13 protein-coding genes are annotated in these 17,150 nt (G+C 40.0%); 2 read left to right on the top strand and 11 right to left on the bottom strand.

Annotated features, from left to right (window positions below):
* Position 1: 1 nt before the first annotated feature.
* The 8 genes from KCTC52924_RS15650 to KCTC52924_RS15615 all read right to left on the bottom strand — a co-directional run bounded on the left by KCTC52924_RS15650 (position 2) and on the right by KCTC52924_RS15615 (position 7,930).
* Positions 2 to 1,201: a molybdopterin molybdotransferase MoeA gene (locus KCTC52924_RS15650; protein WP_251805700.1), complete on the bottom strand. Its 1,200-nt coding sequence runs from the start codon at positions 1,199 to 1,201 to the stop codon at positions 2 to 4.
* A gap of 45 nt (positions 1,202 to 1,246) precedes the next feature.
* Positions 1,247 to 2,320: a HesA/MoeB/ThiF family protein gene (locus KCTC52924_RS15645; protein ID WP_251805699.1), complete on the bottom strand. Its 1,074-nt coding sequence runs from the start codon at positions 2,318 to 2,320 to the stop codon at positions 1,247 to 1,249.
* Between the two features lie 124 nt (positions 2,321 to 2,444).
* Positions 2,445 to 3,032, bottom strand: a complete 588-nt coding sequence (locus tag KCTC52924_RS15640) for an NTP transferase domain-containing protein (protein WP_251805698.1) — start codon at positions 3,030 to 3,032, stop codon at positions 2,445 to 2,447.
* Between the two features lie 21 nt (positions 3,033 to 3,053).
* A complete protein-coding gene (gene moaA / locus KCTC52924_RS15635) occupies positions 3,054 to 4,037 on the bottom strand; it encodes a GTP 3',8-cyclase MoaA (RefSeq protein ID WP_251805697.1) in 984 nt (327 codons plus the stop codon).
* 17 nt (positions 4,038 to 4,054) lie between these two features.
* Entirely contained in the window at positions 4,055 to 4,309 is a 255-nt protein-coding gene (locus KCTC52924_RS15630) for a MoaD/ThiS family protein (protein WP_251805696.1), read from the bottom strand.
* Position 4,310: 1 nt separating this feature from the next.
* Positions 4,311 to 6,539 carry a xanthine dehydrogenase family protein molybdopterin-binding subunit gene (locus KCTC52924_RS15625; RefSeq protein WP_251805695.1) on the bottom strand — a complete coding sequence of 743 codons (2,229 nt, stop codon included), beginning with the start codon at positions 6,537 to 6,539 and terminating at the stop codon, positions 4,311 to 4,313.
* A gap of 92 nt (positions 6,540 to 6,631) precedes the next feature.
* Positions 6,632 to 7,093, bottom strand: coding sequence for a (2Fe-2S)-binding protein (locus tag KCTC52924_RS15620; protein ID WP_251805694.1), 462 nt, complete (start codon positions 7,091 to 7,093; stop codon positions 6,632 to 6,634).
* Positions 7,094 to 7,219: 126 nt separating this feature from the next.
* On the bottom strand, positions 7,220 to 7,930 hold the full coding sequence (locus tag KCTC52924_RS15615) for a 6-phosphogluconolactonase (RefSeq protein WP_251805693.1): 711 nt from the start codon (positions 7,928 to 7,930) through the stop codon (positions 7,220 to 7,222).
* A gap of 282 nt (positions 7,931 to 8,212) precedes the next feature.
* Between KCTC52924_RS15615 and KCTC52924_RS15610 the strand changes: the two genes are divergently transcribed.
* Positions 8,213 to 9,304, top strand: a complete 1,092-nt coding sequence (locus tag KCTC52924_RS15610; protein WP_251805692.1) for a VWA domain-containing protein — start codon at positions 8,213 to 8,215, stop codon at positions 9,302 to 9,304.
* Positions 9,305 to 9,458: 154 nt separating this feature from the next.
* The gene (locus KCTC52924_RS15605; RefSeq protein ID WP_251805691.1) at positions 9,459 to 10,286 is read left to right on the top strand and encodes an OmpA family protein; all 828 of its coding nucleotides are present in this window, start codon (positions 9,459 to 9,461) and stop codon (positions 10,284 to 10,286) included.
* 71 nt (positions 10,287 to 10,357) lie between these two features.
* Here the strand turns inward: KCTC52924_RS15605 and KCTC52924_RS15600 are convergent, their stop codons facing one another.
* The 3 genes from KCTC52924_RS15600 to KCTC52924_RS15590 form a co-directional block, all read right to left on the bottom strand.
* The gene (locus KCTC52924_RS15600) at positions 10,358 to 12,154 is read right to left on the bottom strand and encodes an alkaline phosphatase (RefSeq protein WP_251805690.1); all 1,797 of its coding nucleotides are present in this window, start codon (positions 12,152 to 12,154) and stop codon (positions 10,358 to 10,360) included.
* Positions 12,155 to 12,308: 154 nt separating this feature from the next.
* Complete coding sequence (locus tag KCTC52924_RS15595) at positions 12,309 to 13,895, bottom strand: RagB/SusD family nutrient uptake outer membrane protein (RefSeq protein ID WP_251805689.1); 1,587 nt, start codon at positions 13,893 to 13,895, stop codon at positions 12,309 to 12,311.
* Positions 13,896 to 13,916: 21 nt separating this feature from the next.
* Entirely contained in the window at positions 13,917 to 16,982 is a 3,066-nt protein-coding gene (locus KCTC52924_RS15590) for a TonB-dependent receptor (protein ID WP_251805688.1), read from the bottom strand.
* Positions 16,983 to 17,150: the final 168 nt, after the last annotated feature.

The following is a 17,150-nucleotide window of genomic DNA, read 5'->3' as shown; positions in this document are numbered from 1 at the left end:
ATTACAAAAGTTGTCTTGTTGGGACAAAGGGAACCGATTCTCCGGCTTTGTAAAATTCTTGCTCTGGATCCAAAACTATAAATCCATCTGTAAGCGCCAGACTGGTAAGATCACCAGAGCCGTTTTCTTTTACTTGGGAGGCCAACATCTGTCCATTATCAAGTTTCAGTTGCACCCGTAGCAGTTGTGTTAAATCACCTTTAATAGGAATTTCCTCCTCTAAAATCACAGAAATTGTTGGATTGGGAAGCCCTAGGGAAGATCGCAACCAGTCTTTAAAATAAACCTGATAATTGGCAAAAGTAGATGCCGGATTTCCTGGAAAGGAAAATACTATAGTCCCCGTTTCGGGCCGAACTCCAAACCAAAACGGTTTTCCCGGTCTTTGAAGCACGCGGTGAAATACTTTTTCCACTCCCAATTCTTCCAATACCTCTGGGATATAATCGTATTTTCCTTTAGACACCCCACCACTTAGCAGTACTACGTCGTAATTGTTTAAGATAGTGGCGAGTTCCTTCTTAATTATTTCTTTGTCGTCGGCAAGGTGATATTCCCCCGGAACAATACCTTCCTGAGATAAGGCGCCGAACAAGGTGTGTATATTGGATTTGCGTATTTGATGTGGCAAAGGTTGCTCCTTAACTTCCACCAACTCATTTCCAGTAGATATAATTGCAGTTTTGGGGAGCTTTTTTACCATTAGGGTCGACTTCCCCACTGCGGCTAAAATGCCAATTTCCGAGGCGGTAATCCTAGTGTTTTTTTGCAGCACCAACTCTCCCATTTTTCGGTCACTGCCCTGAATATGAATATCCTGGCCTTTTGATGGGTTCTTAATTAAAGTTGCCCAACCGTTTTCTATAACCAAATGCTCGTACATCACTACGGCATCCGCGTTGTCCGGAACAACAGCTCCCGTCATTATTTCTATAGCCTGCTCCTTATTACCCAATAATTTAGCGGCCATCCCAGCAGGAAGTATCCCTTCCAGTTTAAAAGTGGTCTGTCCGGCAACTATAGCTTCATAATTTATGGCAATTCCATCTTTGGTTGCCCTATTAAAAGGTGGGAAATCTCTGTCGGCAATGACTTCTTCTGCCAAAACCCTTCCCATAGCAATTTTTAATGGGATTTGTTCCGTGCCATAATCCTGTTTGTGGTCTAAAACCTTTCCGTACGCTTCTTTAAATGAAATCATAGTTGCAATTTACGGAATCTTACCAACCGCAGGTCAATGTTATTATTATTGAAGCGTCAAAAGTTTATTTATTCCTCCTTCAACACTAAACAAGGAAAGCTTACTGTATTTTTCCTGTACTATTTTTAATCCGATGCCACTTCTTTTTCCCGATTGGCAGATAAAGTAAATGGGTGTCCTAGAATCGAAGTTTACGTCGGACTCCATAAGTTGGTTCAATGGAATGTTTATGGCCTTGATTTCCTTCGATACAAAATCCATAAACTCTTCCCTGCTCCTAACATCTATAATTTGAATGTCTTTTTTAGTTGCTAGCAATTGTAGAAATGCTTCACAACTTATGGTTGGAATAGCGTCACAGCTTTCGTTACCATAAGATTCTTTTAACTCCTTTATAGTCCTGTTTTCAGGATTTACTTTGAATTTTATAGTTTGATAACTTTGCGACAATCCATTGAACAATAGTAATTTGCCTGACAGCACCTCCCCTATTTCAGCAACCACCTTAACGGCTTCCAAAGCTTGAAGCGAACCGATAATTCCCGGAATTACCCCAAGAACTCCATTGTCGTTACAGTTAGGAATTTCATTTGGGGAAGGCATGTTCGGGAATAAACATCTGTACGTTGGCCCTCCCTGAAAGTTGTACACGCTAAGTTGTCCCTCAAAACCCTGAATAGCTCCTGAAACAAAAGGTTTGTTTAGAATAACACAGGCATCGTTTACCAAATATCGAGTGGAAAAATTATCCGAACCGTCAATAACAAGATCGAACTTCGAAATAATATCTAAGGCGTTGTCTCTGTTGATAAAAGTGTCGAATGTTTTAAAATGGGTCCCTGAATTCTGGGATTTTAAATGTGCCACCAGTGTTGCCAATTTCGATTTTCCCAAATCAGCTTCGGTATACAATACTTGTCGTTGTAAATTTGTAATCTCAATCTTATCCTGGTCAATTACACCTAGGGTCCCTACCCCCATGGCATTAAGGTATGACAGTGCCGGAGTTCCTAGACCGCCTGCACCAATTACCAATATACTGGCATTTTTCAATTTGTGTTGGGCTTCCGGACCAAAATCCTTTAAGTTGGTCTGCCTTTGATATCTATCGAGTTCCATTAACAGAAATTCTTGTAGCCGTTTTTATAGTACCAATTATCATTTACATTATATTGATCCGCAATCTACAGCACCTCACAATTACCATTGTTGAATCATTTTTTTTGCCTAAAGCTGGCGTATTTCAAGATAATTTCATCAACACCTTCTCGTAATCCTCCTTATAATTGGCATTCAACAGCACTTCCTCATTTTGAGGAACTACAAGATGAATATCCCCGTTGATCAAAAATTTACGCGGACAAGACCCATTCCCAGCATTTAAATAGGCCACGGACTTCTCTAAACCTTCCGGCTCCCAAATAGCACAGAGCGGTTCAGGTAAGCCGCTTTCCTCTGTAGCAAAGGCCGTTGCCAATTTAGTGCAGTCTCTTTCCCTGATTAATTCTTTCAAGGCGGTTTGATCTATCAACGGTAAATCGCAGGCCAATACCAACCAACTTGCTTTAGGGTTCAGGTGATGGGCGCTTAAAAGGCCATTGTAGGGTCCTTTGTATTCGTTGCGATCTACAATAAGGTTATACTCTTGAGAGAATTCCGGTACTTGCTCTTCCCTAACGCTCATATAGGTAGTGTGGCATAGCGTTTTTAATAGTTTGTACAGGTATTCGCGTTGTGGCATTCCATGATAATCGATCATCCCCTTATCGATACCCATCCTGGTACTTTTTCCTCCGGAAAGTATAAGTCCGTATATTTTTTCAGAATTCATAATAGCAATTTTCTTCACGAACTAACCCCCAATAGAGGTCATGGAACTTTGGAATATTCCAGCGTATTTCTCCTGTTCCTCAAAACCTGTTTTAGACCTACTCCCTATAGCCTTAAGGATATGTTCTACAATCCCTTCCTCAACATTCTCCCCTCTCATAATATCCCTTAAATTCAATCTTGGTTTTCCATAAAGGCAGGTAATAACATCTCCAGTTGCAGATATTCTCAGGCGATTACAACTCCCACAAAAAGTTCTGGAAAAAGAAGGAATCAACCCAAAGGTGCTTTTATGTCCCTTAATTTGGTAATTTATAGAAGTAGAAGTCTTTGGTGAGTCAAGCTTGGTGATTTCAGGGAATTCTGTTTGTATATGCGCAAGTATTTTCTTATAATCCCATGTAATGGTCGTAAAGGCTTTACTGCCACCATTAAAAGGCATCTCTTCCAAAAACCGAACGGATACCGGATAATGGCGCATCAGCTTTAAAATAGGAATTATATCCTGAATATTCTGATGCTCCAAGGCAATGAAATTGATACGCACGTTAAACCCTTCGGCAATTAGTCGTGTGAGATTATTATAGACCGTGTCATATTGGTCTCTGCGGGTAACTTTTTCAAAAGTATCCTTATCAATGGCATCCAAACTAACGTTGATATTAAGGATCCCGAGCGACTTTAGTTCCGCTATATAAGGGCCAATCAAAGTGGCATTAGTGGTTATAGAAATATCCTCCAATCCCTTTAATTGCGAAAGTTTACGTAAGAATACCATTAAATCTTTCCTTACAAAAGGCTCTCCCCCCGTAATCCTAATTTTATCGATGCCCTGTTCTACCATTATTTCACTTAACCTACATAATTCTTCTATGGTAAAAAGATGGTTCTTTTGGGCAAAATCTATTCCTTCCGAAGGCATGCAATAATTACATCGCAGATTACACCGGTCGGTGACTGCCAGGCGTAAATAATTAATTTTTCTATTATGGTTGTCTACTAACATCTATAACTATTTTCGCTTTACCCGCCACTTACTGGCGGAATGAGTGCAATTTCATCAAAATTATCGATAATAGTATCATCATCCGCATAGGAATTATTTACAGCAATGGCCAAAGAGGACAGTTTCTTTAGTTCTGGATACATCTTACCCAAATATTCTTTTAGTTCTTTTACGGTTTTGGTGCTTCTTGCGCCAAATTCACTGGAACTGGGCATGGATAAGGTGGAACTTCCTACGATGTCCTTAGTAATTCCAAATAGTAATATCGTCATATTAACCAATAATTGATTTTGCTGGAACTTTCATTAGTTCCGGAAATTTTGAAAACGGTTGTGCAGTAAATCTATTGCCAGTAGCAGCTTTTAATGCGTTGGCCACCGCAGCTCCTGCTGGCGGAAGAGTGGGTTCTCCCAAACCTGTGGGCGCCATATCATTTTGGATCATATGTGCTTCTACCACAGGTATTTCTCTCATTCTAATTAAACGATACCTATCATAGTTTTGTGATTGGGGTTTTCCGTCTATAAACTCGAGATCACCATACATTGCATGGCCAACACCATCAATTACTCCCCCTTCAATCTGGTTAAGTGCCCCTAAAGGATTTACCACTATTCCGCAATCTACCACACAGGTTACTTTTTTTACAACAGGAATGCCATTTTCTATCTCCACATCGGCAACCTCAGCAACATGGGAATTATGGCAATAATACGCGGCAAATCCTTGGTAGGTTTCCGCTCCTTTTTTTCCCCATCCAGATTTCTCAACAGCCATTTTAATGACTTTTTCCATACGTTCTGGGGAATATTCTATACGCTCATCCGTAGTGCCCTTTACCTTTTGCAGAAGATCTAATCGCAATTGTATACGGTCCACTTCCATGGTTTCTGCCAACTCATCAAAGAAACTTTGCTCTGCAAAGGCCAAGAAATTGGTGTAGGGTGCTCGCCATGCACCTGTAGTTATATTACTCTTATAACTGGCTACATCTACCTGGTAATTGGCTATGGCACCTGCAGGAAAGAAATTAGGTATCAGTCCGTACATGTTTCCATTAATAGCCGCTTCCTTTAAATAGTAGGCCGTGACCTCTCCATTTTTAACTGCAGCTTTTATTCTATATTTTATTGCAGGACGATAGGTCCCTGCAGTCATATCATCCTCTCGGGAATAAATTAATTTCACCGGTTTTTTAATAGTGTTGGAAATCTCAGCCGCCTCGTACACAAAGTCGCCATACAGCCTTCTACCAAATCCACCTCCCATACGGGTCATTTCCAGATGTACTTCCTTAGCATCCCGTCCTAACATACCCGCAACAGCGGTTGCTGCAAACTCAGGGGTTTGTACAGGCCCTACCAAATGTATTTTATCACTGGTTACATTGGCGAAAAAATTCATAGGTTCCATACAGTTATGAGGCAGAAAGGGCGATTCATAAGTGCGTTCTAGAATTTTATCGGCCTGGGCAAATGCTTTCTCTATATCTCCGTCTTTTCTTAAGGTATTAAATTTTTTACCATCCAATAATCCCAACAATTGTTTGTCTTGATAATCCGTACTTTCTAATGGCGTATCCTCAACCCAAATTGCGTTTACCGCCTCCTTAGCTTTTAGGGCTTCCCAGGTGGTTTTTGCAATGACCACCACCTTATCACTGTTTGCCAAAGCCACGGTCCAGTTATTACTTTCTCCGGAAGTAAGTGCCTTTGCCTTATCTCCTATCCTGATTACATCTATAACCCCTGGCATGGCCCTCGCTGCTGTATCGTCATAAGATTCCAATCGCTGACCAAAAGCAGGTGGCCTAACAACGGCGGCATATACCATCCCGTCTACCTTATAATCGAGCCCAAAAAGTGGTTTCCCAGTAACTATATTATTCAAATCCACATTGGGTGCATCGGTACCAATAATTTTAAAATCCTTATGGCTTTTTAGGGTAACGTTTTCTGGGACTTCTAACAAGGCAGCATCCTTAACCACATCGCCATACCCTAAGGTTTCCCCTTTGCCGTTTGTAATTACACCTTCTGAGGTAGTACAGCTTGATGGATCAACACCCCACTGTGCAGCAGCGGCATTTACCAACATCTGTCTTGCCGTAGCGCCAGTTTGTCGTAAAGGTTCCCAGCCTAATCGGATAGATTGACTCCCACCAGCGAGTTGACGGGTAAAGTTTTCGGTATCCAATATTCCCTGTTGGACATATACATTATTCCATGCCACATCCAATTCCTCTGCGATTAACATGGGCATGGCCGTTTTCACCCCCTGCCCTATTTCTGGATTGGGAGAGAAAATGGTTACCGCTCCATTATCCGCAATCTTTATAAAAGCATTAAAATCGTTGAAATTTAGCTTTGAAATATCTATAGGAGGTTTTACTTTGGGCTTACAGGCAGTAAAAAGGTTGAAGCCAATTAGAATTCCACCTCCAACTAGGGATGAAGTTCTAATAAAATCCCTTCTGTTGAATGCTATTGCGGATGTTGACATAATTTTTAGATTTTTATCCCTTCGTAAAAAGGGACCAATGATTTTTGTAGTTGTTGATCATTCCAGATTAGATACTAGCGACTCCTTTGTTTTTAGCCGATTTTGCTGGCCGCCAGTGCCACCGCCTTATGAATTCTAACATATGCCGCACATCTGCAAATATTGCCGTGCATGGCAGATTTTATTTCTGCTTCGTCCGGGCTGGGATTTTTGTTTAAGAATGCCGTGGCCGTCATTATCTGTCCAGCCTGACAGTAGCCACATTGAGGTACATCCATTTCCTTCCAAGCCAACTGTACCGGATGATCCCCGTTATCGGATAAGCCTTCTATAGTAGTTATTTCCTTTCCGTCCAATAAAGAAATGGGGAGAGAACAACTCCGAACGGCATTCCCATCCATATGGACGGTGCAAGCACCGCATTGGGCTATTCCGCAACCAAATTTTGTGCCTACTAAATTCAAATGGTCCCGAAGCACCCAAAGTAAGGGGGTGTCTTCTGCTACTTCTACACTTTGAGGGATTCCGTTTACTGTTAAATTATAAGTTGGCATAGTTTTTATTTAGTTAATTTCCATCAATACCTTACAAGTTAATAAATTTATAAATAAAATAAACCAAATTAACAGTTTCTTAAGTGCACAACTATTCCTAAGTCCACACTTTAGACCTAGCCCCCTTTACACACTAGACTTATCTAAATAACAATATACCTGTGGATGTAGCCATAAAAAAGAGGCTGGCAAAAAAGAAGTGATTTCTTTGTTCAATAATTTTTTGATGGTGTGCTTTTTATCCTCTCCGGTAAGCAGAAGAATAATTTTTTTAGATTGTAAAATAGTGGCCATCCCCATGGTGAGGCCATAACTAGGTTTGTCCGGCATAGATTCTGCCATGCTACTCATTAAGGAAGTTGGACTAAGTTCTGCGATATGGCAATTTGGGATAAGATGGTTGGCAGGTTCATTAAAGCCAAGATGCCCATTTTTTCCCATTCCCAAAATACAAATATCTATAGGTCCCCGTTCTTGGATCTCATTGTCCATACGGTCACATTCCTTTTTTGCATCTACTGGACTGCTATCGAAGGAGATATACCTTTCTTCCGTTATTTTTAGCGGATCCAAAAGATAGGTCTTAAGATGTGTTTCTGAAGAATTGGGACCGCATCCAGGAATCCCACCCCACTCGTCCAGTTTAATAATTGTTAATCTCTCAAAAATCGCTGCCTCCTTCTGGTAATGTGCAGCCATTTTTTTATACAGCCCTAAGGTAGAAGTTCCCTTAGACGGACAAAGTAGTTGCTCTGGATTGTCCCTAAGTTCAGATATTAGACGCTCGAAGGCCATTTGAGTCATTTTTTCATAATCGGAGCAATAGTGTATTTCCATATAAAGTCCATGTTTTAATGTCCATTAGAATTGTAGCGTAATTCCCCGAAACATAATTAGTTCTCCACTACATTATATAGACATACTAATTAAAAACCTACGTTTTTTTACCAATACTACATAAGGATTAGCATTCGATAAATTAAATAATGCTAGCTACTAGGTAATCTACAAAAAAATTGTGAATAAAGTCCTTAACAAATATTAACATCAATTTTTAATTCAATTATAATTTTAAATAGTTTTGTTCGTTGTGTTTGTTGAACCTAATAAATTGCGAAAATGAAATTTTACACCAAAATAGCTGCTATATGCTTTACTATAGCCTTGTTTGTATCATGTGGTAATGCCGATGATGATGTTAAGTTTGGGATTAATCCCGGTGGGGATTTGGGACTGGGCAAGCCTGTGGACAAATGTTTAAATCTCGGAGATGGGGAGTTGGTACTATCGATTCAAAATCAATATACTACCTTACCGGGAAAGATCTCTATATTCTTTAAGGTATCGGATACCGAGGGCAAACCCGTATCGGGGCTAAATGCCGAGCAATTTACTATTTACGAACAAGGAAGGAACGACGCTTGTTTTAATAAGATATCTCCTTCTGAGTCCTCTGCTAGGATTTCTCCAAACGCCCAAATATTCAACAATAACACTGTGCTTGTGTTGGATTTGAGTAATAGTGTCTTGGACTCAAGTTTGGAGGAATTAAAATCAGCTTCCATCAGCTTTGTCAACAATGTAATGCCAACTTCGAATTCTGAAGTTTTTAAAATGGCAATATATTGGTTTGATGGTGAGAATAAATTGCATTCCCTTGCTCCTCTAACCCATGTAAAACAGGATTTGTTAAATTCTATAAGTGGCATAACTAAGGACATTAGTAATGACCCGTCTACGGACCTTTACGGGGCTGTAATAAAATCGACAGACATTGCTGAGAAATTACTTAGGGAAAGTACCACCAACGGTAGGATCGGTGCTGCCTCTGTAGTTATATTTACAGATGGTACAGACCAAGCTTCCAGATACACGGAAAGTGCCGCCATAAAGAAAGTAACCGAGGCCAACAAGAACATTGCGTATTTCAGTATTGGATTGGGAGGGGAAATAGATGCCAATATCCTTAGTAAGATTGGTAAGACCTTTAGTGTTTTCGCCACTAATAAGGACCAATTGGAAACTACTTTTAAAGAAATCTCAGATCGTGTTTCTCAACAAGCTAACAGTTTCTACCTTTTTGAATATTGTAGCCCAAAACGAGACGGAAGTGGTGAGAACAATTTAGCCATTCAAGTGAAAAATAGCAACCGACAAGGAGCCGTACAGACAAAATTTAATGCAAAAGGCTTTACCGGAGGCTGCGAATAATAGCACATTAGTTTACTGATTATCAGCAAAAAGGGCATCACAAAAAAGTGATGCCCTTTTTTTTTGTCTGATTTGGCCTACCGTCCAACAACTATTTTGCGAAAGCATACGTATAACTAGACAGACAACTATTTGTAAACTTTAATTAAGTAAAATGAAAAAAACAATTGTAGTAGGTGTATTGGGAATGGCAGTACTTGCGTCCTGTGTTTCTAAAAAAAAGTATGTAGCCCTAGAAAGTGATCTTTCCAACACCAAAAGTGTTTTAATGAAAACACAAGTAGAAAAAGAAGATCTGGAATCCAAAATGGCCAAAATTGAGGCAAGGGTAACAGAATACAACCAAAAAATAAATTCCCTTCAGGAAATAAACGATACCCAATTAAATACCATTGGTGATGTTGCCGTAATGAGCAATCTTACCAAAGAGAAGATGAGGGCTACCTTGGCCAAGGTTGATCCAAGTTTATTGGCTCAGGCCACAACTATGGAAGATTCCATAAACCTTGCCATTTCCCATAACCTAAAAAAATCTATTTCCGATGAGGATGATGATGTTGTTGTAGACATAAACAAAACAGTGGTTATGATCAATATCTCCGACAAATTATTGTTTAATTCTGGGAGTTATAGGGTGAGCAATAAGGCCCATGCAATTTTAGGAAAACTTGCCGAAGTAATCAACTCAGAACCAAGTATGGAAGTTATGGTTGAAGGTCATACCGATTCCAAAACCATCAGCACTGCCTTGTTCCAAGACAACTGGGACCTAAGTGTAAAAAGAGCTACTTCTATCGTTAGGCTTTTACAAGAAAAATACAAGGTAGATCCCGCTAACTTAATTGCAGCCGGGAGAAGCAGCTATTTGCCTTTAGTGGACAACGATACTAAGGAAAATAGAGCTAAAAATAGACGTACCAGAATCGTGATCATTCCTAATTTGGACAAATTTTTCGCTTTGTTGGATTCTGAAAATCAATAATCGATTTAAATGGATATTAAAAAGGGATGGTGTCTTAGACACCATCCCTTTTTTTATTCAACTTTTTTCTTCTATAACCCCAATACTTTAATGATCTTGTGAAAGACTTCACTGTTTTCATAGATACCTTGAAACTCCTGTGAATGCGGTCCATACGCAAAGATAGGTACCATAGAAGCGGTATGGTCATGAGTAGTGAAATCGCCTTCAATGACTCCATTCTCCATATTCCCCTGAGGGATAGAAAATCCGCCTGTTTCATGATCCGCTGTAATTATCACCAAGGTATTTCCACTCCTGTCTGCAAAGGATATGGCTTCTGTAATAGCGGTATCAAAATCGATTCCCTCACTAACAATCCCTGCAACATTGTTACGGTGCGCATACGAATCTATTTTTGCGCCTTCTACCATTAAAAAGAAGGGCTTGTTTTTTGTACTTAGAAATTGAAGTCCATTGCGGGTTGCATCTGCCAATTGATTACCCCTACCATCCATCATACTGGGAACACCATTTTTAGAAAGGAACATTCCCACTTTATTCGCATTTGTGGTCCCTATTTCCTCAATTTGGTTGACCATGGAAAATCCGTTAAGGCCAAGATCCTGATCAAAATCGGCACTACCACCTCCAACAAACAAGGATAGCTTGCTTTTAAAAAGATCATTTGCTATCGCTTTGGTATGGTCCCTATCTAGTTGATGGGCATAAAAGGATCCCGGGGTAGCTCCAACTATATTATCCGTGGTAATGCAACCAGATAAAAATTGATGCTGATCTAAAAATTCCGTAATATTTATAATCGGTTCCCTATCCACCCCCATACCTATAGCTCTATTGTAGGTCTTTTGTCCTGTAGCCAAAGCTGTACCCGCAGCCGCTGAATCGGTTGTGAAATCGTCCGCAGATTGGGTTTTAATGAGCCCTATGCTCTTAAGTTGAGTAAGAGTGGTCTCTCCCCCATTCGCTAGGACCGATGCACTGATATGCGATAATCCGTTCCCATCTCCAATTAATAAAATAACGTTCCTAATAGGACTTATTTTTTGGTCAGATCCATAAGTGGGCTTGTATACCTTGGAATGTGCTTTATTTTGATAAATCCTGTGCGCCATTGAGTTTATATAGGCAGCAGATTTAGCAGGCATATCGGTATTGATATAATCTACTCCCAATTCCGCAAAGACTTTCCATGCGGTTTTAGAATCTGGAGCTCCCCAAAACCGAAACGGTTTTCCTAAAGCATGGGCTTTATCTATAGTTTCCGTAACATTTTCCAAATCTTCTCTGGTGAGGCGACCCATTCCGTTCCAAGGGGAAAACTTCTTAAAATCTAAACTGATCATAGCTACCCTGTCCCATATTTTTTCATTGGGATGAGCCTCTAAACTTTGATAATCAAATTTCAAGTATTCAGGATAATCGGTATACTCTTCTACTTTGGGCCGGTTACCAGAAATTACAATGGAAATCGCCGGATTTTGAATCACCTTAGGGTACTTTTTAAAAACCGATACTAATTTCTTTAAGGTACTATAGGGTTCAGATTTTATATCTATCAAAAGCTGAATCCCTTGTTGATCCCCTAATTGTAAGGAATATACTTTTTCTAGAGGTTGGAGATAGAGATTTTCAATGGTCTGCCCTTTTTTAATATCGGCTTTGCTATGAGTTGCATACAATACGCCATCCTTTAAAAAAACATCTACCTCAATAGAATTTAATCCATTGGTATAGGCATTCCAAAAAGGTGCGTTCTGCAGGTAATCATTGTGAGAATGGATGTTATATGTCTTGGTCTCTTGCCCAAAAACGCCATATAATCCGATTATAAAAAAGTAAAAAAATAATTTACATAAATTGTTCATTGGTAGTGTTGTTAAAAAAAAGAAGCTATACTAAAATAGTGATTTTTTGGACTGGTCCGTAAGAGAATATTATATTCCAATACGTTGCAGACCTAGAACCATTACTACTTTCAGTACAGCTACCTTTTAATGTATGTTTAAAATTTAGATTCCCTTACCATCCCTTGTTTTGTGATATTCCGGAGGAACTTACTGTTTCATTTGGAATGGGCCAAACATTCATAAACCCAGGATCAAAACTTCTTGCGGGCCAAATCTCCGTAAGGGTATAAGGCGAATCAGGGTTAGATCGATCATCGTGAATCCTACCATGAAGTGGCTTTGCATATGCCTCTTGGGCATCTCCCCATCTAACCAAATCAAAATGACGATTGGCAAATTCACCTCCAAATTCTACCCGTCTTTCTTGTTTTAAATCCTCCATAGTTGCGTTGGAGATGGCAGAAACCCCAGCTCTTTCCCGAACCATATTTAAAGGGACATCACCATTTTGTCCTAGCATTATTAGAGCCTCAGCTTTCATTAAAAGCACTTCTGCATAACGCATTATAGGTACATTATATAGTGTGGTAGGATCATCCCCATTAGGATTTACATAGATCCCAATAGGATTTTCAAACTGGTACTCGTACATATATTTATTAAACTGAAAACCAGATAGGGAGTTCTCGGATTGATATCTTTTAGTTTCCCCAAAAAATTGAAATTCGTCCCCAAATTTTAAAATGGTGACTTCTCTTCTTTTATCGCCTGGCTCAAAAGCTTGGTACAATTCTTCCGTAGGCTGGTAGTAGCCCCATCCGTTATAGGTTCCCCATCCCTTATTTTCCAACATTACTCCTGGAAGCTTACTTCCTCCTTCAATCCCGGAATCTACGGACCAGATATACTCACTGGTCCAATTGTTTTCAAAACTGTGCAATAACCTATAATCCATATCAGGGTTACCTGTATTGATCAAAGCCCTACCAGAACCTGAGTTTGTTACCGCATCCGCAAAAGTGACCACCTCACTATATTTTGAACTGTCGTATTGCGCCCAGTATAGATTTGTTTTAGCAATATAAGCCAATGCGGCATCTTTATGGGCTCTGCCATAATCATCGGGATTCATTTCTGTGAATAAAGGAAGAAGGTCCGCAGCTGTAGTCAAATCTTCTATGATCTGTGCATAATTTTCAGTGACACTCGCTGGCCTGGTATAACTTCCCGCCGGATCGTTCATATTCTCTACCACAACTATAGGTACTCCACCATTTTCTCCCGCATCACCATAGGTACTGGAAATCCAGAAATAATGAAAGGCCCTCATAAAATATGCCTCTCCCATCAATCGATTTTTCAATCCTTCATTAATGTCCATTTCAGGGACATTGGCCAACACATCATTAGCCCTTCGTATAATCTTATAACTTTGGGAATACATCCATTTCAATGAACTTTCGTCACCAGTTAAGTTAAAGTTCTTAGCGTTGTCCGCATCCGATTTAATCCTCCCTGTAACCATATCGTCCGAGGCATTGATATACCAAAAGAAACCTCTGGCAAACATATCCTCATCCTTCATATAATAGTACATGCTGTTAACAGCTTCGGTGGCGTCTTGTTCCGTTTTCCAAAAATTCCCGTAAGACGTACTGCCCTGTGGTTCCAAATTGGTGAAATCATCCGAACAGGAAGTCATACCCAATATGGTAATGCCCAACCCGGCCACAATTAATTTTATGTTTTTAATTTTCATCTATTTTGCTTTTTATGTTCGTTATAATTTTAATGACAAACCAGTGGTAAAGGTCCTGGACAATGGATATTTTCCTACATCCAATCCTTTGCCACCAACTTCAGGATCTAATCCAGAATAATCTGTGAAGGTGAACAAATTCTCTGCAGAAATATAAATCCGTAAAGAAGCTCCTTGCATTACCGAATCCATTACAGAACTGGCAATGTTGTAACCTAACGTAATATTTTTCACCCTTAGGTAAGAAGCATCTTCCAAATACCAACTAGAGGTAGTTTCAAAGTTTTTGTTATTGTCTTTGGTAGACAATCTTGGTAAACCTGTATTGGTATTGGTCGGTGTCCATGATTCCAAAACCTTATTGTCTAGGTTATAGCCCTGTAAAGATGCGTTATAGGCAGTATACTTGTATCCGTTAAAAGCTTTTACTCCGGAAACTCCTTGGAAGATTAAACCAAGGTCAAATCCTTTATAATCTAACCTAAGGTTAAAGTTATAGGTTAGATCTGGCTGGTAGCTTCCCATAAACACTTTGTCATCATTGTCTATTTTTCCATCATTGTTGCTATCCTTAAACATAAAATCGCCCGGTTGTGCATTGGGCTGTATCAAGTTCCCATTGCTAGTGTACGCGTTTATCTCCTCTTGAGATTGAAAAATACCCAAATAAGGCACCAAATAGTTAGAATATAACTCCCTACCTACCACGGACCTGAATGGTTCCAAGGTACTCCTTACATTATCTTCACTGTGGTTGATGAAATTGATACCGCTTTTGTTGTACCCGTCCAAATTGACCAGTTCATTGTCAATTACCGAGGCATTGGCGCTTAAAGAGTAAGTTAAGTCCCCAACAGTATTGTTAAAAGATGCTGAGAATTCGAAACCTTGGTTCTTAACCTCTCCCCCGTTTACATCGGCAGCAGACGTTCCTTGGTGCTTATCTTCCAATCCAGGTAAAATCATTCCCTTAGTTTCCTTGGTGAAATAGTCAAAGGTTAAGCTCAACCTATTGTTAAATAAAGAAGCGTCCCAACCCAAGTTGATGGATTCTGAGGTTTCCCAGGTTAAATTTGGATTGGACTGTTTTCCGGCATATACCCCTTTATCATTTTCCAATCCATCACTACCAACGATCACGGTTTGTGTACTCAGAGGAACATCAAAGGAATAATAACCTACAGAGTTAATGTTACCGATCTGCCCCCATGAAGCACGAAATTTTAAATCGTTCACAGCTGGTACTTTAAAAAAGTTTTCATCAGAGATTCTCCAGCCCATGGAAGCGGAAGGGAAGTAATCTGCCTGGTTGGCCAACGCTAACCTAGAGGTTTCATCCCTTCTAATACTGGCACTGATAAAATATTTATCCCCATAGTTGTACATAGCCCTACCTATTGCAGAGGTCAGTGCATCTTCATATACATCAGTAACCGGATTTTTTATATCTGCAGCATTGGACATATATTGGTTAAAGCCATCTTCATTACTGAATCCTTCTCCCCGTTGCGAAAAATACTCATAATCGGTTAGTTGTGCAGAATATACTGCGGTGAGGTCCAGATGATGTTCCCCAAAACTTTTGTTATAAGTCAACTGATTGTCCCACACCCACCTGTTGGTAGTAGTGTAGTCTTGTGTTAGGGAATTAATCAAATTAGTCCTTCCTAATTCAGGTCTCCTAGGTTCAAAACGCTTATAGTTATTTTGTGAACTGCTATAGGCATAGCTTGTTTTAAATTTAAGTCCGTCCAAAATTTTGTAATCCAAAAACACGTTGGCATTAATAAAGCTAGTTGGACTTGTAGTAGTTGGTCTTTGTAACAGGGCCAAAGGGTTGTACACATCGCCATAAGCTCCAGCAAATTGAGCCAGCTCATAAGGAGCCACTCCATGAAATTGACCCAAATCGTCATAAATAGGTGCAGCCGAAGGCATGTATATGGCACTCATTATGGTTCCAGAATACCCACTAGAGGTATTGGTGCCTATAGCTTCGGTATGTGAAAAATAGACATTTTCCCCAAGCGTCAACCTATCGGAAAGATCTATTTCCGACTTTATCCTAAATGAGTAGCGCTCCGAACTGGTCCCTTCTAGAACCCCTTCTCTTTTATTGTAACCAAAAGAACTCATATAATTATTGTGTTCCCCAGCTCCACTAACATTGACATTGGCATTATACAGCAAGGCTGATCGGAAAACAGCGTCCATCCAATTGGTCCTAGTAGTCTGTCCCCATGGATTTTGTGCGGCGTCATGCGCGGATTGCCTCGGAGTACCTCCGTTGTCAGCAGCCATATTATACACATTTGCCTGTTGTTCTGCATTTAACGGTGTTGGCAAATCGGTTGCATTCTGCATCCCAGAATACACATCTAGACTAATCCTAGGTTTTCCAAGCTTTCCCTTTTTGGTTTGGATAACGATAACACCAGATGCCGCCTGAGCACCATAGATTGCCGCCGCTGCCGCATCTTTAAGAATAGAAACGGATGCGATGTCGTTGGGATTAATAGCTGGTCCGTAGTAAGGCACTCCATCTACTACCATTAAGGGATTTTCATTGGAAATAGATCCGTATCCACGGATAACGATCTTCCCAGATTCCGAGGGATCACCACCTTGTTGCAGTACAGTAACCCCGGCCACGTTTCCTTGTAAAAAATCATTCAAGGTTGCTACCGGTCTACTTCCAATAGTTTCCACATTGCTTACCGTGGAAATGGCAGAGGTAATGTCCCTTTTCTTTGAAGTACCATACCCTATTAGTACCACCTCATCAAGACCTGTAGATTGGTCCTCTAATTGAATTGTGAAATTCTGATCTCCAGAATAACTTAGTTGCACAGATCCATAACCCAAGGAAGATACCATTATAATACCTTCTTGGGCACTTACCGTTAGACTAAAGTTGCCATCAAAATCCGTAGCCGCTCCCTCTGTTGTATTCCCGTTGGGAATAATACTTGCACCTGGAATTGGCATTCCATCGGTTTTAGACACCACTGTACCAGTCAGTTTGGTCTGTGCCATTGAACTGGAAAACAGTCCCATGATTAATAATAAGGATAAATAATTTTTCATTTAAATTGGTTTTTTAGTTCACTCTAAAATTAGAGAACGAGCTGAAAAACCATGGGGACGATAGTATCCAATTGGTGGATTTTAGAAGTAAAAAGGGGAGCAAAAAGAACTAATTAGGGGTATATAAGTTGCAATAACCTTTTGCTAACCTTAAGTAAATAGTAGGGT

The organism is Arenibacter antarcticus (assembly GCF_041320605.1).
GTDB lineage: Bacteria > Bacteroidota > Bacteroidia > Flavobacteriales > Flavobacteriaceae > Arenibacter > Arenibacter antarcticus.
The sequence above is the reverse complement of the archived record's forward strand: the minus strand, read 5'-3'. Positions and strand labels throughout refer to the sequence as shown.